At 60.5% G+C, this 20,578-nt stretch carries 19 protein-coding genes; 6 read left to right on the top strand and 13 right to left on the bottom strand.

Annotated features, from left to right (window positions below; translation table 11 throughout):
* Window positions 1-226: 226 nt before the first annotated feature.
* The 7 genes from AC3IX1_RS01040 to AC3IX1_RS01010 form a co-directional block, all read right to left on the bottom strand.
* On the bottom strand, window positions 227-1,150 hold the full coding sequence (locus AC3IX1_RS01040) for a sigma 54-interacting transcriptional regulator (protein ID WP_489386787.1): 924 nt from the start codon (window positions 1,148-1,150) through the stop codon (window positions 227-229).
* 55 nt (window positions 1,151-1,205) lie between these two features.
* Window positions 1,206-1,787: an alpha/beta hydrolase gene (locus tag AC3IX1_RS01035; protein ID WP_489386786.1), complete on the bottom strand. Its 582-nt coding sequence runs from the start codon at window positions 1,785-1,787 to the stop codon at window positions 1,206-1,208.
* Between the two features lie 289 nt (window positions 1,788-2,076).
* Window positions 2,077-2,478 (bottom strand): ExbD/TolR family protein, encoded by a 402-nt coding sequence (locus tag AC3IX1_RS01030; protein WP_007972930.1) that lies wholly within the window; start codon window positions 2,476-2,478, stop codon window positions 2,077-2,079.
* 1 nt (window position 2,479) lies between these two features.
* Window positions 2,480-3,205 (bottom strand): MotA/TolQ/ExbB proton channel family protein, encoded by a 726-nt coding sequence (locus AC3IX1_RS01025; RefSeq protein WP_489386785.1) that lies wholly within the window; start codon window positions 3,203-3,205, stop codon window positions 2,480-2,482.
* 44 nt (window positions 3,206-3,249) lie between these two features.
* The gene (locus AC3IX1_RS01020; RefSeq protein ID WP_489386784.1) at window positions 3,250-4,059 is read right to left on the bottom strand and encodes an energy transducer TonB; all 810 of its coding nucleotides are present in this window, start codon (window positions 4,057-4,059) and stop codon (window positions 3,250-3,252) included.
* Between the two features lie 259 nt (window positions 4,060-4,318).
* Window positions 4,319-6,679 (bottom strand): TonB-dependent receptor, encoded by a 2,361-nt coding sequence (locus AC3IX1_RS01015; protein ID WP_489386783.1) that lies wholly within the window; start codon window positions 6,677-6,679, stop codon window positions 4,319-4,321.
* Window positions 6,680-6,799: 120 nt separating this feature from the next.
* On the bottom strand, window positions 6,800-7,720 hold the full coding sequence (locus AC3IX1_RS01010) for a TauD/TfdA dioxygenase family protein (RefSeq protein ID WP_489386782.1): 921 nt from the start codon (window positions 7,718-7,720) through the stop codon (window positions 6,800-6,802).
* Between the two features lie 183 nt (window positions 7,721-7,903).
* Between AC3IX1_RS01010 and AC3IX1_RS01005 the strand changes: the two genes are divergently transcribed.
* A complete protein-coding gene (locus tag AC3IX1_RS01005) occupies window positions 7,904-8,824 on the top strand; it encodes a LysR family transcriptional regulator (RefSeq protein ID WP_489386781.1) in 921 nt (306 codons plus the stop codon).
* A 121-nt stretch (window positions 8,825-8,945) separates the two neighbouring features.
* Here the strand turns inward: AC3IX1_RS01005 and AC3IX1_RS01000 are convergent, their stop codons facing one another.
* Entirely contained in the window at window positions 8,946-9,959 is a 1,014-nt protein-coding gene (locus AC3IX1_RS01000; RefSeq protein ID WP_489386780.1) for an ABC transporter substrate-binding protein, read from the bottom strand.
* Between the two features lie 278 nt (window positions 9,960-10,237).
* Here AC3IX1_RS01000 and AC3IX1_RS00995 point away from each other — a divergent pair, with 278 nt between their 5' ends.
* Genes AC3IX1_RS00995 through AC3IX1_RS00985 form a run of 3 tightly spaced genes read left to right on the top strand, consistent with a single transcriptional unit; the run spans window position 10,238 to window position 14,274 of the window.
* Entirely contained in the window at window positions 10,238-11,836 is a 1,599-nt protein-coding gene (locus tag AC3IX1_RS00995) for an ABC transporter permease (protein WP_489386779.1), read from the top strand.
* Window positions 11,833-12,648 (top strand): ABC transporter ATP-binding protein, encoded by an 816-nt coding sequence (locus AC3IX1_RS00990; RefSeq protein ID WP_489386778.1) that lies wholly within the window; start codon window positions 11,833-11,835, stop codon window positions 12,646-12,648. Before AC3IX1_RS00995 ends, AC3IX1_RS00990 begins: the two co-directional genes overlap by 4 nt.
* A 15-nt stretch (window positions 12,649-12,663) precedes the next feature.
* On the top strand, window positions 12,664-14,274 hold the full coding sequence (locus AC3IX1_RS00985) for an arylsulfatase (protein WP_489386777.1): 1,611 nt from the start codon (window positions 12,664-12,666) through the stop codon (window positions 14,272-14,274).
* Between the two features lie 129 nt (window positions 14,275-14,403).
* On the opposite strand, the gene AC3IX1_RS00980 is transcribed toward AC3IX1_RS00985, so the two are convergent.
* Window positions 14,404-15,477 carry a fatty acid desaturase gene (locus AC3IX1_RS00980; RefSeq protein ID WP_489386776.1) on the bottom strand — a complete coding sequence of 358 codons (1,074 nt, stop codon included), beginning with the start codon at window positions 15,475-15,477 and terminating at the stop codon, window positions 14,404-14,406.
* A 100-nt stretch (window positions 15,478-15,577) separates the two neighbouring features.
* Here AC3IX1_RS00980 and AC3IX1_RS00975 point away from each other — a divergent pair, with 100 nt between their 5' ends.
* Window positions 15,578-16,582 (top strand): AraC family transcriptional regulator, encoded by a 1,005-nt coding sequence (locus AC3IX1_RS00975; RefSeq protein ID WP_489386775.1) that lies wholly within the window; start codon window positions 15,578-15,580, stop codon window positions 16,580-16,582.
* On the opposite strand, the gene AC3IX1_RS00970 is transcribed toward AC3IX1_RS00975, so the two are convergent.
* The 3 genes from AC3IX1_RS00970 to AC3IX1_RS00960 all read right to left on the bottom strand — a co-directional run bounded on the left by AC3IX1_RS00970 (window position 16,583) and on the right by AC3IX1_RS00960 (window position 18,858).
* The gene (locus AC3IX1_RS00970) at window positions 16,583-17,815 is read right to left on the bottom strand and encodes a type II toxin-antitoxin system HipA family toxin (protein WP_489386774.1); all 1,233 of its coding nucleotides are present in this window, start codon (window positions 17,813-17,815) and stop codon (window positions 16,583-16,585) included.
* Window positions 17,808-18,056, bottom strand: coding sequence for a helix-turn-helix domain-containing protein (locus tag AC3IX1_RS00965; RefSeq protein WP_489386773.1), 249 nt, complete (start codon window positions 18,054-18,056; stop codon window positions 17,808-17,810). The genes AC3IX1_RS00970 and AC3IX1_RS00965 overlap by 8 nt, the downstream gene beginning before the upstream one ends.
* 115 nt (window positions 18,057-18,171) lie before the next feature.
* Window positions 18,172-18,858 carry a Crp/Fnr family transcriptional regulator gene (locus tag AC3IX1_RS00960; protein ID WP_489386772.1) on the bottom strand — a complete coding sequence of 229 codons (687 nt, stop codon included), beginning with the start codon at window positions 18,856-18,858 and terminating at the stop codon, window positions 18,172-18,174.
* Window positions 18,859-18,941: 83 nt separating this feature from the next.
* Here AC3IX1_RS00960 and AC3IX1_RS00955 point away from each other — a divergent pair, with 83 nt between their 5' ends.
* Complete coding sequence (locus AC3IX1_RS00955) at window positions 18,942-19,466, top strand: Mpo1 family 2-hydroxy fatty acid dioxygenase (protein ID WP_489386771.1); 525 nt, start codon at window positions 18,942-18,944, stop codon at window positions 19,464-19,466.
* Between the two features lie 121 nt (window positions 19,467-19,587).
* On the opposite strand, the gene AC3IX1_RS00950 is transcribed toward AC3IX1_RS00955, so the two are convergent.
* Window positions 19,588-20,577 (bottom strand): sulfate/molybdate ABC transporter ATP-binding protein, encoded by a 990-nt coding sequence (locus AC3IX1_RS00950; RefSeq protein WP_154910760.1) that lies wholly within the window; start codon window positions 20,575-20,577, stop codon window positions 19,588-19,590.
* Window position 20,578 lies beyond the last annotated feature (1 nt).

Below are 20,578 nucleotides of genomic sequence, written 5' to 3'. Positions count from 1 at the left end.
TATGAGAGTGCCAGTGAAGTGCTATCGCTGGCGTGAAGCGGACAATACCGGGATTTTTTATTCCCGAACAATAACGTTTATTCAGCTTCATATTCCATTTTGTTCATACAGAGCGTTAAAGCGCACGTTCTCTGTAGGAGCGAGCCTGCTCGCGAAGGTCGCAAGGGCAACGCGTACATTCAGCGCGCCGCGTCATCGTTGACGTCCATCGCTTGCAGGCTCGCTCCTACAGGAGTCCCGCGTCGGCTATCAATCGCTTCAAAGCCGCCTTTTCATCGGCCGAACCATTACCGAGAATCTGCTTGAGCTGCTGTTCAAGCTGTCCCAAACCTGTATCCGGCAAATTCAAATGTTCCGGCAAAATCTCGTCGCCCGTACTCACCAACAGCGCAAAGTGAATGATGTTTTCCAGCTCCCGGGTATTGCCCGGCCAACTGTGGCGTTCCAGCACAAGCTGCGCCGCTTCGCTGATCAGCGGCACTGGCAAGTCGAGACGCTGGCTGTAGATCCCGAGGAAGTATTCGGCCAGCGACAGGATGTCGCCCGTGCGCTCGCGCAGTGCCGGCAGTTCGAGCTGGCCTTCGCTGAGGTAGTGATAGAGCCGTTCATGGAATTTTCCGGCGGCAACTGCCTGGGCCAGGTCGATGCTGGTGGCCGCCACCAACCGCACATCCACCGGGCTCGGCTGATGAGCGCCGACGCGGGTGACCTCGTGGTTTTCCAGTGCGGCGAGCAATTTGGTCTGGATCGGCAGCGGCAGGTCGCCGATTTCGTCCAGGTACAGCGTGCCGCCGTTGGCCGAACCAAACCACCCGGCACGACTGCTCGCCGAGCCGCTGTAGCTGCCGGCGGCATAGCCGAACAACTCGGCGTCGGCGTAGGTCGGGCTGATGGCCCCGCAGTTGACCGAGACGAACAACCCGCCGCGATCACTGGCGCGGTGGATATGGCGGGCCAGCAATTCCTTGCCGGTGCCGGTTTCGCCACGGATAAGCACTGACACTGAACGCGTGGCCAGTTGCTCGAGGTCTTCACGTAATTGCCGCGAACGTGGATCGACAAACACCAACGCCTTGGCGCGGATGCTCAGGGGACTTTTTTCAGCATCGGGAAAGGTCAGCAGCGGCTGGCCGAAGGTTTCAAAGCTCATGGCAGACTCCCGCCCAAAACCGCCGGGAGACGGGGGCGTTAAATAAAGAAAGTGTTCAAGCGCGGCGCAGGGCGTGGTGTTCCATGCGGTTTTGCAGGCGATAGAGATAGGCAAAACCCTGCTCCCAACGCTGGTGACCGGACTTCACGTTGATATGCCCTGCCCCCGCCAGAATCCCCGCCTCGGCGCCCCAGTTACGCGCCAGCTCCAGGGCCCGCGGTGCACTGACGGCGCTGTCGTTGTCGGAGCTGACGATCTGGCTGGGGAATGGCAGCAGATCCTTCGGAATCGGCGCGAAGTTGCGCAAGGCCGGTACGCAGGCCGGGCGTTCGACGTCTGCCGGCGCGACGAGCAAGGCGCCGCGCACTTGACGCAAAAACTGCACCGGGGCGCTCGCTGCCCAATGGGCGACGGTGATGCAACCCAGGCTGTGGGCAATGAGAATCACCGGCGTGCTGTCGGCGGCAATCGCCTCGGCCAGCGCCGCGACCCAGTCTTCACGGCGCGGCGTCAGCCAGTCGGCCTGTTCCACCCGTGCGCTGTTCGGCAGGCTGTTCTGCCAGTGGCTTTGCCAATGATCTTCTGGCGATCCTTGCCAGCCCGGCACAATCAGGTAGCGAATTGATTCGTTGCGCATGGGGGAGCTCTCCTGCTGCGTGTCTGTTCCCGGTCGAGTATAGGGAGAGGATTTATATTCGTTAAGGAATAAGAAGCTATTTATTAAGACCATTATCGAATATATAACAAACCCCCTGTGGGAGCGAGCCTGCTCGCGATAGCGGTGGATCAGCCACCCTGATTTTGAATATGAAGACGCCTTCGCGAGCAGGCTCGCTCCTACAGGGGTACTGCGGTGTTCGCGAAAATCGAGGCAAAAAAAAGGGCCGCACCCTGCCAAGGAGACGGCCCCGGAAAACGAAAATCTGTTAACGCGCAGTAATCACCGACAACTTGGTAATCCCCGCCCGTTCAATCGAAGCCATGGCCCGCGCCACTTCGCCGTAATTCACCCCATCGTCCGCCTGCAATTGCACGCGCACCTCGGGGTCTTTGGCCTTCGCCGACTTGAGGTTGAATTCCAGCAAGTCCGGCTGTATCTCGTCCTTGTTGATAAACAGTTTGCCGGCACCGTCGATGCTCACCACCAACGGGTCTTTCTGCTCCACCGGCGCTACCGCTTCGGTCTTGGGCAGGTTGATCGGAATCGCGTTGGTCAGCAGCGGCGCGGTGACGATGAACACCACCAGCAACACCAGCATCACATCCACCAGCGGCGTCACGTTGATCTCGCTGAGCACCTCATCGGTGTCTTGCGTGGAGAAGGCCATGTCAGGACGCCTCCTTCACTTTCTGCGCGTTGCCCTGGGCTGCCACCTTGTGCGCCGTCGGGTGGATCAACACGCGGAACGAACTCTTCTGCGCCAGGCTGTAGAAGTCATGGGCGAAGTCATCCAGATCCGCCGCCGTGAGTTTCAAACGGCGTAAAAAGTAGTTGTAAACCAGCACCGCCGGCACCGCGACGGCGATCCCTACGCCGGTGGCGACCAGTGCCGCACCAATCGGTCCGGCGACCGTTTCAAGGCTCGCCGAGCCCGCCGCACTGATGCCTTTCAACGCTTCCATGATTCCCCACACCGTGCCGAACAAACCAATGAACGGCGAGGTGCTGCCAATGCTCGCGAGCACCGCCAACCCGGTTTCCAGCGACCGGCGCTCGCGCACGATCTGCTGACGCAAGGCACGCTCCAGACGATCCTGATGATTGATCGCCTGGCTCAAGTCCGCCGCCTGTGGCGCCTCGCCCACCTGGATGGCCGCATAACCGGCCTGTGCAACCCGGGCTGCCGCTCCGGGCCGGGTTTCACTCAGTTCGGCCGCCGAATCGAGACTCGAAGCGGCCCAGAACTGTTGATGAAACTTTCGATCCTGTGCCTTGAGGCGCCCGAACTGCACACCCTTGAGCAATGCCAGACCCCAGGTCGCGACGGAAAAAACCACCAGCAGCCAGATCACCGCGCTTTCGATGGATTCAAGTGGAGATGCCAGTAACGTCATGGTGTATTCCTCGTGTAAACGTTTCGCGCGAATTTTGTTTCGGTTTAATGAATCTTGAAATCGATGGGCACGCTGACCCAGCCGTCCCGGGCGACATCGCCTTGCTTGGCTGGCACGAAACTCCAGCGTTTCACCGCGTTCAGCGCTGCTTCGTCCAGTGCATCGCGACCGCTGCTTTTCTGGATCTGGATCTCGCCGGGCTTGCCGCTGGCCAGCACATGCACGCGCAACAACACCGTGCCTTCCCAGCCGCGACGCTGGGCCAGCGACGGGTATTGCGGCGCCGGGTTCTTCAAGTAACCGGCGGTGGCCGAGGCCGGTGTCACAGGTGCGGGTGCAGGCGGTGCAGGTGGCGCCGGGGCCGCGACAGGCGCTGCCGGTTGTGGCGGCGCAGGTGGTTGCTCAACGGCTTTTGGCGCCGGTTTCGCTACCGGTTTGGCCACCGGCCGGGGCTTGGGAACCGGCTTCGGTGGAGGTGGTTTCACCGCCAGTTCGTCTTCCACGGGCGCAGGCGGCTCCACCACCGGCTGGACCGGTTGCGGCGGCGGTGGCTCGACCACCGGTAGTGCCGGACGCGAGAACTCGATGGTCATCGGCGGAATCTCCGGTGGCACGATGGGCAGCACGGTGGTCGGTTGCTGATTGACCCAATAGATCACCGCGCCATGCACCAGCAACGCCAGCACGCCCAGCACGATCGCTTCCCGTCGGCGAAGGACGTCTTTGGGCGCACGCTGCAAACGCAACTGGCCCAAGGGCACCCGGTGCGGTCGGCCGAGATCGACCAACTCACCACCAGGTGCCTGGCGCCACAGCACTTCATGTGCACCGGCGGCGGTCTGGACATTGCCCATTGTTTAACTCCCTGCGGTCTCTTTGCGATTTACCGGAACGTCGTACTGAACATCCCCCGACGACGTCCTGGTAGAGCAATCATTGGCTTGAACGCTTAGTTCTGAAAGTAATGTTTAAACTTATGTTTAGACCTTAAGCGAATATATAAACCCATCAACCCACCGCCAGAGCCCGCCGTTCAAGGGCTCCGGCGTAGTGGAAAAAACCCGATGCCTTGCCCGCATTGAAAGTATTCATCCTAGGCATGGTTTTTCGCCGTCAGAAGTCATATCGACCGGTCACGCCCAGCGTCCGTGGCGTGCCGAGCAAGCCTTCATAACCGCCATTCGAGGCTGTCCAGAGCGTCGTGTAGTAGGTTTTGTCGAAGGCGTTTTTCAGCCACAACGAAACGTCCCACTGCCCTTGGTTGAAGTCGCCGCGCAGGCCGGTGGACAGGTTGACCACCGCATAACTGGGGATCTGGCCGAAGTCGGAATCTTCCACCGTGCCCACCGCTTTGGAGCGGAAGGCATAGCTGGCGGTGACGTACTCTTCGAAGCCGTTGCTCAGGTTCCATTTGTATTCGCCGTTAGCGTTGCCGATCCATTTCGAAGCACCCACCACTTGATGGCCGCTGAGGTCACAGGACGCCGGAGCGCCGGGCGCCAGGCTGACTTCCGGCGGGCACGGCGCATCCTTGTAGGAGAGGTAGCTGACGTCGTTGTACGAGCCGTTGATGTTCAGCGTCAGGCCACGCAGCGGGATCAGGGTGCTTTCGAACTCCACGCCACGGGAGCGCACGGAGCCGGCGTTAGTCAGGTATTGCACGCGATTGACGTCGTCGTAGGCGTTGGTTTGGTAGCCGTTGACCTGGGTCCAGAACAGGTTGGCGTTGAGTTGCAGGCGACGGTCCCACAGGGTGCTTTTGAAACCGAGTTCGGCGTTGTTGGCACGCTCGGTGCCGATGAGCAGCGAGTCGGCGCCGGCAACCGGTGCCGTGCCCACCGCCAGATTGACCCCGCCGGATTTTTCGCCATGGGACAACGTGGCGTAGGTGAGCAAGTCGTCAGTGATGTGGTAACTGAGGTTCAACAAACCCGAAGGGCTGGAGCTGTACTGATTCAGATCGCCGGAATCGAAGACCCCCGCACGAGCGCGTCGTGCCGCGGCCGCCGCGCCAGTGACCGCGACACCACCGGCCGGTGCATCACGGGTCACCCTGGCGCTTTTCTCTTCATAGGTGCCGCGCAGACCGGCGGTGAAATCCAGACGCTCGGTCAGGTGCCAGGTGCCTTGGGCGAACAGCGCGAAACTGTTGGTTTCGATATGACCGTTACCGACGCTATCGACGTTGTTCAGCGCCCCGTTGGGCGTACCGTTCCAGATGTCCGCTTGCGGGCCGTAAAAGGCGAAGGATTTGTTGTCCAGGTCGGAGCCGAAGTAGTAGGCGCCGAGCACGTAATCGAACAATCCACCGGTAGGCGACGCCAGGCGAAACTCCTGGGAATACTGCTTGTCCTCCACCGAAACGCCGGCATTGAAGAAGGTGGAGACGTTCAGGCCGTCATCATTGCGCGGGGTGAAATTCCACCAGCGATAGGAACTGATGGAGGTCAGGGTAAAGTCGCTCGGCAGCGTCCAGTTGGCCTCGACCGATGTGCCGCCCTGATGCACGGTGACGTGCTGTTCATTGTTCAGATTGACCTTGCGGTGCGTGCCATCAACCAGTGTCGCACCCGCCGCATTGGCCCGGCGCTGGTAAAGGTTGGTGCCATTGATGGTCGGCCCGGTGTTGAACAACACACGGGTGCCGGCGCTGGAATCCTCTTCGTTGTAGTCGCCGATCCAGCGCAGGCTGAATGACTCGTTCGGTTTGAAAAGCAGCTGCCCGCGAAAGCCATCGCGGGAGCCTCCGTTCAAATCGTGGCCGTCGAATTCGTTCTTGATGTCACCGTCGCTGCGGGTGCGGTACGCGGAAAAACGTCCGGCCAGTTCGTCATTCAACGGGCCGGAAATCGTGCCCTTGGTCTGGAAATAACCGTCCTCGCCCACCGAAGATTCGATGCTGCGCTCAGGGGTAAAGGTCGGCGCGCGGGTGCTGATGTTGATCACGCCGGCGGTGGTGTTCTTGCCGAACAAGGTGCCTTGTGGGCCGCGCAGCACTTCGAGCTGCTCGATGTCCATCAGGTCGAACACGGCCATGCCTGGCCGGCCGAGGTAAACGTTGTCGATGTACAGCCCGACACTGCCTTCCAGGCCATCGCTGGCCGGGTTGTTGCCAAGGCCACGGATCGACACGCTGGACTGACGCGCATGCATGTAGGCGACGTTGACGCTGGGCACCAGCTGCTGCAGATCCTGGATGCGATAGACCCGCTGGATTTCCAGGGTCTGGCCGCTGACCACGCTCATCGGCGTCGGTACGTCCTGCGAACTTTCTTCGCGGCGGCGAGTGGTGACCGTCACGGTTTCCAGCTGCGCGCTGTCGGCGGTGGCGGTTTTTTGGGGGGTGGTTTCAGGGGTGGCGCTATCGGCTGCATAACCCTGGGTCCAACTGGCGCTGCCTGCCAGCAACAAGGCCAGAGGCAGGCGTTTGAGCCGTTGGGGTGAAGAGGTTGAAGCGACGTGCAACGGACTCATAAGGCGGGGTTCCCGATCAAAGTAAATTCTTTGTTGCTTGAAAGGCCGCCTTCGCGAGCAAGCCCGCTCCCACACTGACCGTGCGAACACTGGAGATCCCCTGCTCGCGAAGGCGTCGGCTCAGACGCCGTCGATATCCGGCCCTTTCACCGTCTGGCTGACCTGCCCGCTCACACCCACCGGCACTTCACCCTTGAGCGTCACCCGGCGCACGATGCGGTCCTGGGTCCCGTAGTCATCCACCGCGTAATGCTGGGTGGAGCGGTTGTCCCAGATCGCCACATCACCGGCCTTCCAGCGCCAGCGCACGATGTTTTCCTGGCGGATCACATGGCTCTGCAACAGACCGAACAGGTGCGCCGAATCGGCCTGGGAATAGCCCTTGATACGTTTGACGAAATGCCCCAGCAACAGGCTCTTCTCACCGCTGACCGGGTGCACGCGGACCACCGGGTGTTCGGTCTCGTAGACGGTCGAGGTGAAGATCTTGCGATAGCGCTCCAGCTTCTCGGCCGAGACGTCAGGCCTGGTGCCGGCGTAGTCGTATTCGTTGCTGTGCACGGCGACCAGTTTGTCGGCCAGTTCACGCAGCTCCACCGACAACCCCTCGTAGGCGGAGGCTGTGTTGGCCCACAAGGTGTCGCCGCCGAACGCCGGGGCCACCACCGAGCGCAGGATCGAGGCTTTCGGGTAGGCCTCGACGAAGGTCACGTCGGTGTGCCAGGAGCTGGCTCGCTGGCCTTCAGCACCGTCCAGTTCCAACAGAAAACGCGTGCCTTCGCGCACCGGTACGGTCGGGTGCGCCACCGGCTCGCCGAGCAGGTGGGCGAACGCCTCCTGGCGTTGATCGTCGAGTTGGGTCTGCTCGCGGAAGAAGATCACTTTGTATTGCAGCAGTGCCTGTTGAATGGCTTCAACAGTGGCGGCATCCAGCTCGCCGGAAAGCTGTACGCCACGGATTTCGGCACCGATGCGACCGGCCACCGGATGGATTTCAAGCGCGTGAACAGCGGGTTGTACTGCGAAAGCGGCATTGCTCATGGGTAGACCCTCATCAGACTGCTTGCGGTTGGACCGGCCGCGAAACACTGCTCTATCTATATTCTATTTAGGTCTAATAGATATCTACATGCTTCGTTGACGGAATAAGAGGTTGCATTTAAAACCTCAGTCAACCCTCGTCGCAAATGCCTTCGAGCTATTTTTAGGATGCCGGAAAAGCATATGGATCTTCGCCAGTTGCGTTACTTCATCGCCCTCGACGAACACCGCAGTTTCGTGCGCGCGGCCGAGGCCATGGGCATTACCCAGCCTGCCTTCAGCCGCAGCATTCAGGGGCTCGAACACGAGTTCGGCTGCGTCCTGGTGGACCGTGGCAACAAGGATTTGCGCCCCACCCCCGAAGGCCTGGTGGTGCTGCAACATGCCCGCAGCCTGGTGCAGGGTGCGGCGTTGCTCAGCTCCGAAGTGACGCAGATGACCAAGCTCGATGCCGGTGAACTGCGCTTCGGTTGCGGCCCGGCACCGGCGGTGAAACTGGTGCCGGATGCGGTGGCGCAGTTCATCAATGCGCACCCGAAAGTGCGCACCTGTTTCGAGGTGGATAACTGGGAAAAACTCAGCCGCGCATTGAGTCGTGAGGAGATCGAATTTTTCATCGCCGACATCCGCCATTTCGAGTCCGACCCGAACTTCCAGACCCAGGCCCTGACGCCCAAGCGCGGTGTGTTTTTCTGCCGGCCGGGGCATCCGCTGCTTGCCAAGGAGAGTCTGTCGACCAACGACATGTTCGATTACCCGCTGGCGACCACGATGATCCCCCCAGGCATTCGCAAACTGCTGGCAAACCTCAGTGGCCGGGTGGACTTTTCGCCGAGCATCGAGACCGAACATTTTCCGGCGCTAGTGAAAGTAGTGCTGCAATCCAACGCCATAGGCGTGGGAACGCAAGAAGCGTTTATCGAAGACGTTGCCCAGGGTTCGCTGGTGCAGCTGCACTGGCGCAATCTGCCGCAGAACATTGAGAGCATGAATGCACGGTGCGGGATCGTCAGTCGCACCGGGTTCCGGTTGTCACCAGCGGCACGGGCGATGATCGAGACGTTGGTGGCGGTGGACAGGCAGCAGATCAGCGTCGCGGTTTAGGGCCTCTTCGCGGGCAAGCCCGCTCCCACAGGGATCTCCAGTGAACACAGATCTTCTGAACACCAGAAACACCTGTGGGAGCGGGCTTGCCCGCGAAGGCGCCCTCAAGAGCGCTTAAGAATCAAAGCTTGGCAGCCGCCAACTCCGGCGCCACCCAATCGCTCACCTTGAACGACTTGCGAATCAGCTTCTGCTGCGCTGCCAGATCCACCGCATCCTGCAATTTACCCAGGAACACCGGGTCAAGCGTCGAAGGGAACACCTCACTCAGTTTCTGATCCTTCAAATCCTGAGAAAGAATTACCACCGGATAACCCGCCAGCCCCGACACCAACTGAATGTAGGCGTCCTTGTTGCTGTCCTGGGTCAACCACGCCACGGCCTGCTGTTGAGCCTTGAGCAGTTTCGCCACCGCCTCGGGGTTCTCGTCGACAAACTTCCCGGTCCCTATCAGCACCGCCTGCACACTGCCGGCACCGCCCAGGTCCTTGGTACTGAGCGGCAACTCGGCCAACCCCTTGGCCTGCAACGCCGTGAGCCCGGAACTGCCCCACGTGGCATCGATCTGCTTCGCCGCCAGCGCCGCGACCGCCGCGTTGAAATCGAGGTTGATGACTTTCACATCCTTCTCGCTCAACCCCTGACTGGCCAGCGCCGCATCGAAGGACAACTGCGTGGCGGTACCTCTGAAGATCGCTACGCGCTTGCCCTTGAGGTCTTGCAGGGTCTTGATTCCCGAACCCGGCACCACGCCGAGGTAATGCTTCACCCCACGCGCCGAGGCGCTGAGCAGTCGCGTATCCAGACCATTGGACTTGCCGATGATGGCCGCCAGATCACCGAGGTAGGCCAGGTCAACCTGACCGTTGGCGAACGCCTCGTTGATCACCGGGCCTGCGCCCTTGAAGAAGTTCCACTGAATCTTTATGCCCTGGTCGGCAAAGGCCTTTTCGAAGATCTGTTGATGGCGCAACACATCCACTACACCGCCACTGCTGTGCTGGGTACCGGCACTGAGGTCCGGCACGGCGATGCGGATTTCCTTGAGCTCATCGGCGTTGGCCGTGAAAGCCAGTAGCCCCGCCAGGGCCGGTGCGGCGAACAGACTGATGACACGTTTGAAGGGAAGGTTCATGGGTGCGGCTCCTTGGGGCAACGGGCGTTGAGGAGTCGAAAGTAGGCTGAAGTAGAACCAACACTTAAATACTATAAATTCACATTTTTAGATCAATTAGATCTATATCAACACATCCGGGGCTCTCCGCCGATATGCCCAAACGGCATCAAAAATATTCTTCGAATGCATTGGATACAGCTGAGTTGGAGGCCTTAAATGGCCTTGCTTATCTCTCAATAGCATTGATTTGAATTTTTATAGATCGATTTTGCATACACCGACAACGGAGGTCATCCATGGCCCGTGTTTCCCTTCTCAGCCTGCCGCTGGCCGCGCCACCACTGGAAAACCAGCGCCTCTGGCCCAGCCTGAATCGTCGGCTGTTGCCTTGGTTGCTGCCGGTTACCCTGTTCACCCTTTGGTGGCTCGCCAGCCGCTATCACTGGATGAGTGAGCAGATCCTGCCGGCGCCAACCCTGGTCTGGACCAGCGCCGTTGATCTGTCCCAAGGCGAGTTGTGGAGCCATTTGTGGATCAGCCTGCAACGCTTGTTCTGGGGGCTGTTGGCCGGGATCAGCGCTGGTGCGGTTTTGGGTGCGGCACTGGGTTTCAGTCGGCGACTGGAGCGTCTGGTGTTTCCAACCTTCGCCGGGTTGGCGCAAGTCCCGACCCTGGCCTGGATTCCATTGTTCATGGTGTTTTTCGGCATCGGTGAAGTGCTGAAATTGGTGGTGCTGATCAAGGCCATCGTGGTGCCGGTGACCCTGCATACGCTGGTCGGTGTGCGCGATGCACAACCAAAGCTACGCGAAGCCGCCGCGGTGTTGCGCCTGCCCAGGTACTTGTTGATCCGCCGCCTGGTGCTGCCTGCCGCGCTGCCGGCGTTCATGGCCGGCGTGCGCCTCGCGCTGGCCGCCGGCTGGACTTCACTGCTCGCTGTCGAACTGCTCGCATCCAGTGAAGGCATCGGATACCTGATGGTCTGGGCGCGGCAGCTGTTCATGCTCGACATCGTGTTCGTGTGCATCGTGGTGATCGGCTTGATCGGCGTGGCGATGGATCGCGGCATCGGCCTGCTGGACAGGAAACTGGTGCACTGGCCGCACCCGGCCACCGCTGAAATCCGTCGCGGGCCGCGTTATCAAGGCTGGCAACGCCTGCAACCGTGGCTGCTGCCTCTGGCACTGCTGGCGTTGTGGCAACTGACCTCGGATCAGCAATGGATTGACGCGAACATTCTGGTCAGCCCGCTGGCCGTCCTGCAGACCACCCGGGATGGTTTGCTCGACGGCACACTGCTTGGCGGCATGGCCCTGAGCCTGGGCCGAACCCTTGGCGGATTACTGCTCGGTGGCGGGCTCGGGTTTGCCTTGGGATTGCTACTGGGGCTGTCGCGCACCAGTGAACGCGTGCTCGGCCCAACCCTCGCCGCCGTCCGCCAGATCGCCATATTCGCCTGGGTGCCGCTGCTCACCGCCTGGTTCGGTCTTGGCGAACTGGCGAAGTGGGTGTTCGTTGCCCTCGCCGCTTTTTTCCCATTGTTCATCGCCACCCAACGCAGCGTTGCCCACCTGTCGTCGCAACTGAATGAGGCCGCGCAGGTATTGCGCCTGAATCTGCGCCAGCGCCTCGGTCGACTGGTGTTGCCGGGCGCCGCGCCGGGGATTTTCGCCGGGCTCAGGCTGAGCCTGATCTACGCCTGGCTCGGCACCATCGGCGCCGAATACTTCATGCCGTCCAACGGCGGTATCGGCAGCCAGATGATCGGCGCCCAGCAACTGCTGCGCATGGATCTGATCATGGCCGGCATGCTCCTGGTGGGCCTGACCGGTGCCCTGCTCAACCTCGTTGGCCAACGCCTGGAAATCCGCGCCACCCGCTGGAGACACGCATGAACGCACCAATTGTCAGCTTCAATCACGTGGGCAAAACCTTCGACGTCGACGGCTTCACACTTGAGGCCATTCGCGAATTCAACCTGGACATCGCCGAGGGCGAATTCGTCGCCATCGTCGGCTCCAGCGGCTGCGGCAAATCCACTTTGCTGCGGTTGCTGGTGGGCCTCGATACGCAGTTTCGCGGGCAGATCAGCGTGGACGGAAAAGCCGTCACCGGCATCGGCGGCGAGCGCGGCATCGTCTTCCAGGAACACCGTTTGTTCCCGTGGCTGAGCGTGGCCGACAACATCGGCCTGGGCCTGGTCAACGAGCCCCTGAGCGCTGCGCAGAAGCACAAGCGCATCAGCGATTTCATCGAGTTGGTGGGCTTGAGCGACTTCGCCCGCGCCTATCCGCATCAGCTCTCCGGCGGCATGGCGCAGCGCGTGGCCATCGCCCGCGGCCTGGTGGCCAGCCCACGGATTCTGCTGCTGGACGAGCCCTTCGGCGCCCTCGATGCGCTGACCCGCCAGCAGATGCAGGACGAACTGTTGGCGATCCGCGCCCGGGCAAAAATCACCACTGTGCTGGTTACCCATGATGTCGAGGAAGCGATCTTCCTCGCCGACCGCGTGGTGGTGATGGAGCCGCGTCCGGGGCGGATCAAGCAAGTGGTCGACATCGCCCTGCCCCATCCGCGCCAGCGCAGCAGCTTCGACTTCCACCAATTGCGTGAAGAACTGCTGCACGAACTCACCAGCGACGATCACTACCAGCCCCCCGTGCCGGTGCAGGTCCGCGATCTGCCGCTGTCCTTCATTGCCTACTGAAAAAGGAAATTCCTGATGCCGCAACGTCCCAACTTTCTAGTGATCCTGGCCGATGACCTGGGCTTTTCCGACCTCGGCGCCTTCGGTGGCGAAATCAACACGCCGAATCTCGATACCCTGGCCAACAATGGCCTGCGCCTGACCGACTTCCACACCGCACCGACCTGCTCGCCGACCCGTTCGATGCTGCTCACCGGTACCGACCACCACATCGCCGGCATCGGTACCATGGCCGAAGCCCTGACCCCGGACCTGATCGGCAAACCGGGTTACGAAGGGCACTTGAACGACCGCGTGGTCGCCCTGCCCGAGCTGCTGCGCGAGGCGGGTTACCAGACGTTGATGAGCGGCAAATGGCACCTGGGCCTGACCGCGGAACTGGCGCCCCACGCCCGGGGTTTCGAGCGTTCGTTCTCGCTGCTGCCCGGCGCCGCCAACCATTACGGCTTCGAGCCGACCTACGATGAAACGACGCCACGGCTGCTGAAATCCACCCCGACGCTGTACATCGAAGACGACCAATTCATCGATGAGCTGCCCAAGGACTTCTATTCCTCTGATGCCTTTGGCGACAAGCTGCTGCAATACCTCAAGGAGCGCGACCAGACCCGGCCGTTCTTCGCCTACCTGCCGTTTTCCGCCCCCCACTGGCCGTTGCAGGCGCCGGCCGACGTAGTGGAAAAATACCGCGGGCGCTATGACGCCGGCCCTGAAGTACTACGAATCGAGCGCCTGGAAAAACTCAAAAAACTGGGGCTGATCGAGGCCGATGTCGAGCCGCATCCATTGATCCAATTGACTGCACAATGGGATGCCCTGAGCGACGAGCAGCGGCAGATCTCCGCGCGGGCCATGGAAGTTTATGCGGCAATGGTCGAACGCATGGACTGGAACATCGGGCGCGTCGTCGATTACTTGCGCCAGCAAGGCCAGCTGGACAACACCTTCATCCTGTTCATGTCCGATAACGGTGCCGAAGGGGCGTTGCTGGAGGCCTTTCCGAAATTCGGCCCGCAGCTGCTGACCTATCTCAACCAGCATTACGACAACAGCCTGGACAACATCGGCCGCGCCAATTCCTACGTCTGGTACGGGCCGAACTGGGCGCAGGTTGCCACCGCGCCATCGCGGTTGTTCAAGGCCTTCACCACCGAAGGCGGGATCCGTGTTCCGGCGCTGGTGCACTATCCGCAGCTGCCGCTCAAGGGCCAGATCAGCCACGGGTTTGGCACGGTAATGGACATCACGCCGACCATTCTGGATCTTGCCGGGGTACGCCATCCCGGCAAGCAATGGCACGGCAAACCCGTGGCGGAAGTTCGCGGGAAGTCGTGGCTGGGGTTCCTGTCCGGCGAGACGGCGCAAGTGCATGACGAGCACACCGTCACCGGGTGGGAACTGTTCGGACGACGGGCGATTCGGCAAGGAAAATGGAAGGCGGTGTACATCCCTGGACCGGTAGGGCCGGCGACCTGGCAGCTGTATGACCTGAGTAGTGATCCGGGGGAGATTCATGACCTGGCGTCGAGTCAGCCGGAAAAGCTCAGTGCCTTGATCGAGCATTGGCAGCGGTATGTGGATGAGACTGGGGTGATCCTGAGTGAGTCGCCGTTTCAGCCGGATTGATATCGGCTGATCCGGCCCCTTCGCGGGCAAGCCCGCTCCCACAGTGATTTGTGTTGAACGCAAACTTCGCATTCGCCGCAGAAACCTGTGGGAGCGGGCTTGCCCGCGAAGAGGCCCTTTCAAACGCTACTAAGCCTGAGCCGTATGCACCTTTTCCCCAACCACTTCATCCTTGCCCTCAAACCGGTTAGCCCGCGCAAACGTGCCGAAATCATTGAACCGCACGCCCATCTCGCGCATCACCTTGTGCCCCACCGGCACAGTCAATTGACGGATGTAGAACGGTTCCTTAACCACAAAGTGATGGATCCCGTGGCTGCTGCCGAAGTTGAAGCAGAACGCCTGCAACGGCCACAACCACCACGCGTTCAACACTTGCGTCTGCTGCATCACGTTGCCCGGTTCCACATCGCCGTAGTAGTGCATGTTCGAGCTGATGAAGTGCAGGCAGAACGTGCGTAACACGTTCGGGCCAATGATCACGACTGCCGCAATGTCGATCACCTGCATCACCGACAATGTCGTTGCCGACCACTCGATCGGTGCGCCCATCAGATGCGCAACGCCGTTCGCTGCGTGGAAACCGAGAAACACGTACCACGCGCCCCAATGCATCAGCGCCAGCGGTGCGTAGACCTTCAGGGTGCGCTGGACGATGCTGATCTTTTGCGCCCAGGTCTTGGCCCGCAGCATGCGGATGAACGACGACATCATGTTGTCGCCAATCATCAAGAATCGCGCGATGCCCCATGGTTCGCCGTTGGTAATGGCGCGCTCTTCCATGTCGGTTTCTGAGCCCGATACCTTGTGGTGATTGAGGTGCAGATGGCGGCGAATCCAGGGATTGATAGTGCTCGGCCGCGCCAGCCATACCAGCCCCATCATCAGGTTGTGCGGTACCTTCTGCTTGCGGAAGTACATGCTGTGGATCAGGTCGTGTTCCAGCTCATGGGTCAACGAGGCGAAAAAGGCGTTGAGCAACAGGCACGCCCACCACGCCATGTGCCCGGCCATGTAGAGCGCCGCCGAACCGACCATGCCGGCCAGGGCGAAGGCCAGAATACCCGCGCCGAGGGCGTCCTGATGCTTGAGAATCGGGTATTGCTCGCGCAGCTCGACGCCTCTGGCCAGCACCACTTCACGGATATGGGCCGATCGCTGTGATGCATTCAGTCGCTGGGGGCTTGCAGAAGTACCACTCATGCTTCCATCCTCTGGTTATTGATGGTTGCATCCTGCCTTGCGGACCCTCGCAATGCGGTAGCCGAGAACGCCAACCTGTTGACCGGAAGCGCCAATCAGCATGACTGAACCGACCTCCCTCGCCAGCTGGACCCGCGCCCTGCGCAAGCAGCTCGATGCCTTGGGCCACGACAGCACTGCCCTGTGCCAGCAAGCAGGGCTCGACCCGCAGTTGATGGACGACCCGAACGCCCGTTATCCGCTGTCGGGCACCACACACCTGTGGCAATTGGCAGTGCAGGCCAGCGGCGACCCGGCGATTGGTTTGCGGGTTTCGCGTTTCGTCAGTCCGACCACTTTCCATGCGCTGGGTTATGCGCTGGTAGCCAGCGGCAGCCTTCGGGAAGTGTTCGAGCGTATCGTGCGCTATCACCAGGTAGTCAGCGATGCCCTGGAACTGGAACTGACCCGCGCCGAGGATCGCTACCGTTTCAGTCTGAAAATCCCTTCCGGCAACCCGGCCCCGGCCTTCGAGGCCATCGATGCGTTCATGGCGATTTACGTGCGCACCTGCCGCAATCGCCTGGGTCGCGACTACGCGCCGCTGGCGACCTACCTGCGCCGCCCGGAGCCGGCAGACGCACATCAATGGCATAAAGTCTTTCGCTCGCCCGTGCACTTCGGCGCCGACGAGGATCGACTGGAATTCGCCCTCGTCGACTTCGACAGCCACCTGGACGACGCCAACCCGGAACTGGCCGAACACAACGAAACCGTGCTCAAGCGAACCCTGGCGCAACTCAAGCCGCTGACGTGGGAGCGCAAGGTCCGCGATGCGATTGAAGAACAACTGCCCGAAGGCGAACCCAGCGCCGAACACATCGCCAAGGCCCTGCACTTGAGCCTGCGCAGCCTGCAACGGCACCTGGCCGATGAAGGCTACCGGTTCGACACGCTGCTAAACGAAAGCCGTGAAAATCTGGCGCTGCTGCACTTGCGTGACCCGCAATGTTCGTTGAGCGAGATCAGTTATCTGCTCGGGTTTGCCGACACCAGCAGCTTTAGCCGCGCCTTCAAGCGCTGGACGGGGCTGACGCCTGGGCAGTTTCGGGATGGGTTGCGCTGATCAGCCTTTGACCAGGCTGCGCGCAATACCCTCGTTCCACTGCTCCAGCATCGCCTCTCCAACCTCGGCAAAGGTACTGTTTGCCTTTATGTGTTGGCCCATCTCGCCCATCGCCATTGCCATCCCATGGATGACTTGTTGCAGCAATTCGTTACAGCGCCCCTCGGTCAAATTGCAGGCGGAGCGACCAAATCGCATCAGCATTTTGTACTTGGGCCACGCCTTCGATCCGCCCAGTAGCAACGCCATGCTATCGGTCTTGATGTAGACCGACGTGGTGATGATGTCGTAGGCAGGTGCCAGGTTGATTGGCGCATCGACACCACAGTCTTCGTACAGAACACCGAAGTTTTTCAGGTGTGCATCGCCATTCTTCAATCCCGAAGATAGCGCGACGATTTTGAAAAACGACTCCAGTGCCTGATTGAGCAAAGGCGGAGAAACAAAGGCCTTGATCTGCTTGGCCGCCCCTTCGTATGAACCATCGTATTTGGCCTTTGATGGCCAGGCATTGAGCACGCAGAAGTCCTCGAACCCCAGGTAACCTTTTTCATTCAGGTCGAAGCGTTCAACGATCAAAAACTTGCCGTGCTCACTGAGTTCAAACTTCGGCACCTCAAGACCCGAATGCAACGCCGCCCGCATGCAGAAGTATTCATTGGCAGCAAGCTCCGGGTATTGCTCAGGACGGAAGGCTTTGACCAGATGCGTGGCCCCCCGATGGGACAGCCGATCGATGGTTGACGCGCTGTCACGCACCAGTACCTTCGGCTGTACACCGGAAACGCCTGAATACTGGCCATAGGTCTGCAAGAGGTCTTCGAACAGACCTTGCGCACCATCATGTACAAGTAGGTCCGCCAGGCTGGTTTCAGGTGGCTGGTCGCCCGGACCCTGGGCCTTTGAAATGCCGACTCTTCCGAGCTGGTGCGGGCCTACGATGGCAAGCATCGAAAAATCGTCAAACCCTCGGACAGCCTTGCTGAAGCGACGAGTCAATTCATCACGCAGGGCTCCCTCAGGCAGATTCATTTCAAAAACCGGTGGGACGCCCGATTCCCACGCGTAACTCTCCAGCCGCACCGGCATGGTCAACGAGACGGCGTTTTGTTCTGACGCGTTTTCGGTGTAGGCAAACACGGTATCAACAGGAGACTGACCACGGCCAAGGACTCCCACCACACTGTTGGAAACGCTGATAGTCAGTCGATCCTTTTCCTGCGGCTCATCCATGGAAATCAACCTTTTTCAGGGTGTCCAGCGTCGGCCGCTTCGACTGTCGCGGCACGGCCGTCAGTTCATAACCGAAGCCGTTGAGGATCGCCTCGACCTTGCGCAGACCAATTTCGGAAATGGTGTTGTTTTCAATGCCGGAAATCGTTGCACGGCTCATTCCGTACTGCTGTGCCAATGCCTGCTGGGAGAGTTTTCTTTCCTTGCGTAAGGTTCGGATCAGCTTGCCAAGGTTTTCCATTTCACCACCATGCATCCTATACAGTGCATATTTTATCAATTTAACGATTATGCATTGTATTTAGTGCAGATTATGATCGAAGTCCAGCTACATTTGCTGACGCCCATATCAGGCATCAAACCATCGCCAATACCCGCAACCGCTCGGCATCGAGGATTTCAATTTCGCCGTAACTCAACCCGATGACTCCCTGCCCCTGCAACTCCTTGAGGATCTGGTTGGTGGTCTGGCGCGACAGCGACAACATGGCGGCAAGCTGCTCCTGGGGCAGTTGCAGGACGCGGCGCGGTGGGGCGGTCTCGCCATAGCCTTCAGCGATCATCAGCAAGCGGTGCGCCAACCGTGCCGGGGCCGGCAACAGGCTCAGCTGTTCGAGGTTGATGAAGGTCATGCGCAATTTCTGGCTCATCAGCAAGGCCAGTTGCCGCCAGTGCTGCGGATGCTCGTCGAGCAGCGCCAGCAAGGTGTTCTGGGGAATGTGCAGCAGCGTGCACTGGCCCACGCCGTAGGCATCGTGAGTGCGTGGCTGGCCATCGAACAAGCAGATTTCGCCGAACCAGTGCGGCGGCTCCACCAGGCTCAGCAACGCTTCCTTGCCCTGCTCGCTCACGGCACCGACTCGCACAGCGCCTTCAAGCACCGCGTACAGGCCGCAGGGCGGATCGCCACGCTTGAACAGCCGCTGGCCCGGCGACAGGCGCCGTACCTTGGCCACCGACAGCAGACTATCCTGTAGGGAAACAGGCAAATGGCTGAACCACTGACCGCTCATCAGGCGTGGACGCCAGACCTGCATATCCATGAAAACTCCTAGAGATTGTCGCCTGGCTGACAGAGCGGGATGTGACCCCGGGGCATGATCAATCACCCCACAGGAGAACAACAATGAAAAGCCTCGTCGACCACCTCAGTCAATACGCCGCTTACCACCGTGACCCGCGCAACATCGCTTCGCACTTTATCGGCATTCCGCTGATCGTGGTGGCCGTCGCGGTGTTGCTGTCTCGGCCGGAATGGTCCCTGGGCGGCGTGTGGCTGTCTCCGGCGGTGCTCGTCTCGCTGGCATCGGCATGGTTTTACCTGCGCCTGGAGTTGCGCCTGGGCGTGTTGATGACCGTGTTGCTTGGGCTGAGTGTCTGGGCCGGTCATGCGCTGGCGCAGCAAAGCACGCTGGTCTGGCTGGGCAGCGGCGTGGCGATGTTCGTGATCGGCTGGGCGATCCAGTTTGTCGGCCATCACTATGAAGGGCGCAAACCGGCATTTGTCGATGACGTGACCGGGTTGATTGTCGGGCCGTTGTTCGTGGTGGCTGAGCTGGCCTTCATGCTGGGGATGCGGCGTGAGCTCAAAGAGCAGATCGAGGCGCGGGCGGGTGGGGTGCGGGTCAATCCGAAGCGTGCTGCTGTCTAGATCGCATTCGCGGGCAAGCCCGCTCCCACAGGGTTTCGGGTTAACCACAGGTTTTGTGGTCGATACCGATTCAATGTGGAAGCGGGCTTGCTCCGGGCGGCGATCCGACGAAGCTTTTGCTTTAGATGTTGGCGACCTTCTGCCAGACCTTCGGCTTGAAGAACAACGTCTCGCCTTTTGCCAAACCAACCAGACTGTCGTGATCCTTGACCACTTCGGCTTCGATCAGATCGCTCTGCCCTTCGACCTTCAACGTCACCCGTGTAGTCGCGCCCAGCGGTCGAATATCGCGCACTTCCGCCGCGTGGTGGTCTTCCAGTTCATGGCGTGACAGCGACACCTCGTGCGGGCGGAACAGCACGTGCCTGTCTTCGCCCAGGTGCAGTCGGTTCGAATCACCGAGGAAGTGATAGACGAAATCGCTGGCCGGGTTTTCGTAGACGTCACCCGGCGAACCGATCTGCTCGATCACACCCTTGTTCATCACCACGATGCGATCGGCGACTTCCATCGCTTCTTCCTGGTCGTGGGTCACGAACACCGAGGTCAGGTTGATGTCTTCGTGCAAGCGCGCCAGCCAGCGGCGCAGCTCTTTGCGGACCTTGGCGTCGAGGGCGCCGAAGGGCTCGTCGAGCAGCAGCACTTTCGGCTCCACCGCCAGCGCTCGGGCCAGGGCAATGCGCTGGCGCTGACCGCCGGAGAGTTGCTCCGGGTAGCGATCCGACAACCAGTCCAGTTGCACCATGTTCAGCAGTTCGTGGACTTTGGTCGCGATCTGGCTTTCGCTCGGGCGCTGGTTTTTCGGCTTCATGCGCAGGCCGAACGCGACGTTGTCGAACACCGTCATGTGGCGGAACAGGGCGTAGTGCTGGAACACGAAACCGACGTTGCGATCCCGCACGTCGTGGCCGGAAACGTCTTCACCGTGGAACACGATGTTGCCCTGGTCCGGAGTTTCCAGGCCGGCGATGATCCGCAGCAGCGTGGTCTTGCCGCAGCCCGACGGACCGAGCAACGCGACGAGTTCGCCGCTCTGGATGTCCAGGCTGATGTTGTCCAGCGCCTTGAAGGCATGGAAGTTCTTGCTGACGTTACGCACTTCGATCGACATG

Source organism: Pseudomonas sp. KH_046_2, from assembly GCF_057838985.1.
Note: the sequence above shows the minus strand (reverse complement) of the source record. Positions and strands in the feature narration are given on the sequence as shown.

Bases quoted from the DNA above. Each gene is read 5' to 3' on its own strand.
- AC3IX1_RS01005 (WP_489386781.1), top strand. From the start codon at position 7,904: ATGGATCTTCGCCAGTTGCGTTACTTCATCGCCCTCGACGAACACCGC.
- AC3IX1_RS01030 (WP_007972930.1), bottom strand. From the start codon at position 2,478: ATGGCCTTCTCCACGCAAGACACCGATGAGGTGCTCAGCGAGATCAAC.
- AC3IX1_RS01040 (WP_489386787.1), bottom strand. From the start codon at position 1,150: ATGAGCTTTGAAACCTTCGGCCAGCCGCTGCTGACCTTTCCCGATGCT.
- AC3IX1_RS00975 (WP_489386775.1), top strand. From the start codon at position 15,578: ATGACTGAACCGACCTCCCTCGCCAGCTGGACCCGCGCCCTGCGCAAG.
- AC3IX1_RS01020 (WP_489386784.1), bottom strand. From the start codon at position 4,059: ATGGGCAATGTCCAGACCGCCGCCGGTGCACATGAAGTGCTGTGGCGC.
- AC3IX1_RS01035 (WP_489386786.1), bottom strand. From the start codon at position 1,787: ATGCGCAACGAATCAATTCGCTACCTGATTGTGCCGGGCTGGCAAGGA.
- AC3IX1_RS00955 (WP_489386771.1), top strand. From the start codon at position 18,942: ATGAAAAGCCTCGTCGACCACCTCAGTCAATACGCCGCTTACCACCGT.
- AC3IX1_RS00990 (WP_489386778.1), top strand. From the start codon at position 11,833: ATGAACGCACCAATTGTCAGCTTCAATCACGTGGGCAAAACCTTCGAC.
- AC3IX1_RS00950 (WP_154910760.1), bottom strand. From the start codon at position 20,577: ATGTCGATCGAAGTGCGTAACGTCAGCAAGAACTTCCATGCCTTCAAG.
- AC3IX1_RS01025 (WP_489386785.1), bottom strand. From the start codon at position 3,205: ATGACGTTACTGGCATCTCCACTTGAATCCATCGAAAGCGCGGTGATC.
- AC3IX1_RS00980 (WP_489386776.1), bottom strand. From the start codon at position 15,477: ATGAGTGGTACTTCTGCAAGCCCCCAGCGACTGAATGCATCACAGCGA.
- AC3IX1_RS00985 (WP_489386777.1), top strand. From the start codon at position 12,664: ATGCCGCAACGTCCCAACTTTCTAGTGATCCTGGCCGATGACCTGGGC.
- AC3IX1_RS00995 (WP_489386779.1), top strand. From the start codon at position 10,238: ATGGCCCGTGTTTCCCTTCTCAGCCTGCCGCTGGCCGCGCCACCACTG.
- AC3IX1_RS01015 (WP_489386783.1), bottom strand. From the start codon at position 6,679: ATGAGTCCGTTGCACGTCGCTTCAACCTCTTCACCCCAACGGCTCAAA.
- AC3IX1_RS00970 (WP_489386774.1), bottom strand. From the start codon at position 17,815: ATGGATGAGCCGCAGGAAAAGGATCGACTGACTATCAGCGTTTCCAAC.
- AC3IX1_RS00965 (WP_489386773.1), bottom strand. From the start codon at position 18,056: ATGGAAAACCTTGGCAAGCTGATCCGAACCTTACGCAAGGAAAGAAAA.
- AC3IX1_RS00960 (WP_489386772.1), bottom strand. From the start codon at position 18,858: ATGGATATGCAGGTCTGGCGTCCACGCCTGATGAGCGGTCAGTGGTTC.
- AC3IX1_RS01000 (WP_489386780.1), bottom strand. From the start codon at position 9,959: ATGAACCTTCCCTTCAAACGTGTCATCAGTCTGTTCGCCGCACCGGCC.
- AC3IX1_RS01010 (WP_489386782.1), bottom strand. From the start codon at position 7,720: ATGAGCAATGCCGCTTTCGCAGTACAACCCGCTGTTCACGCGCTTGAA.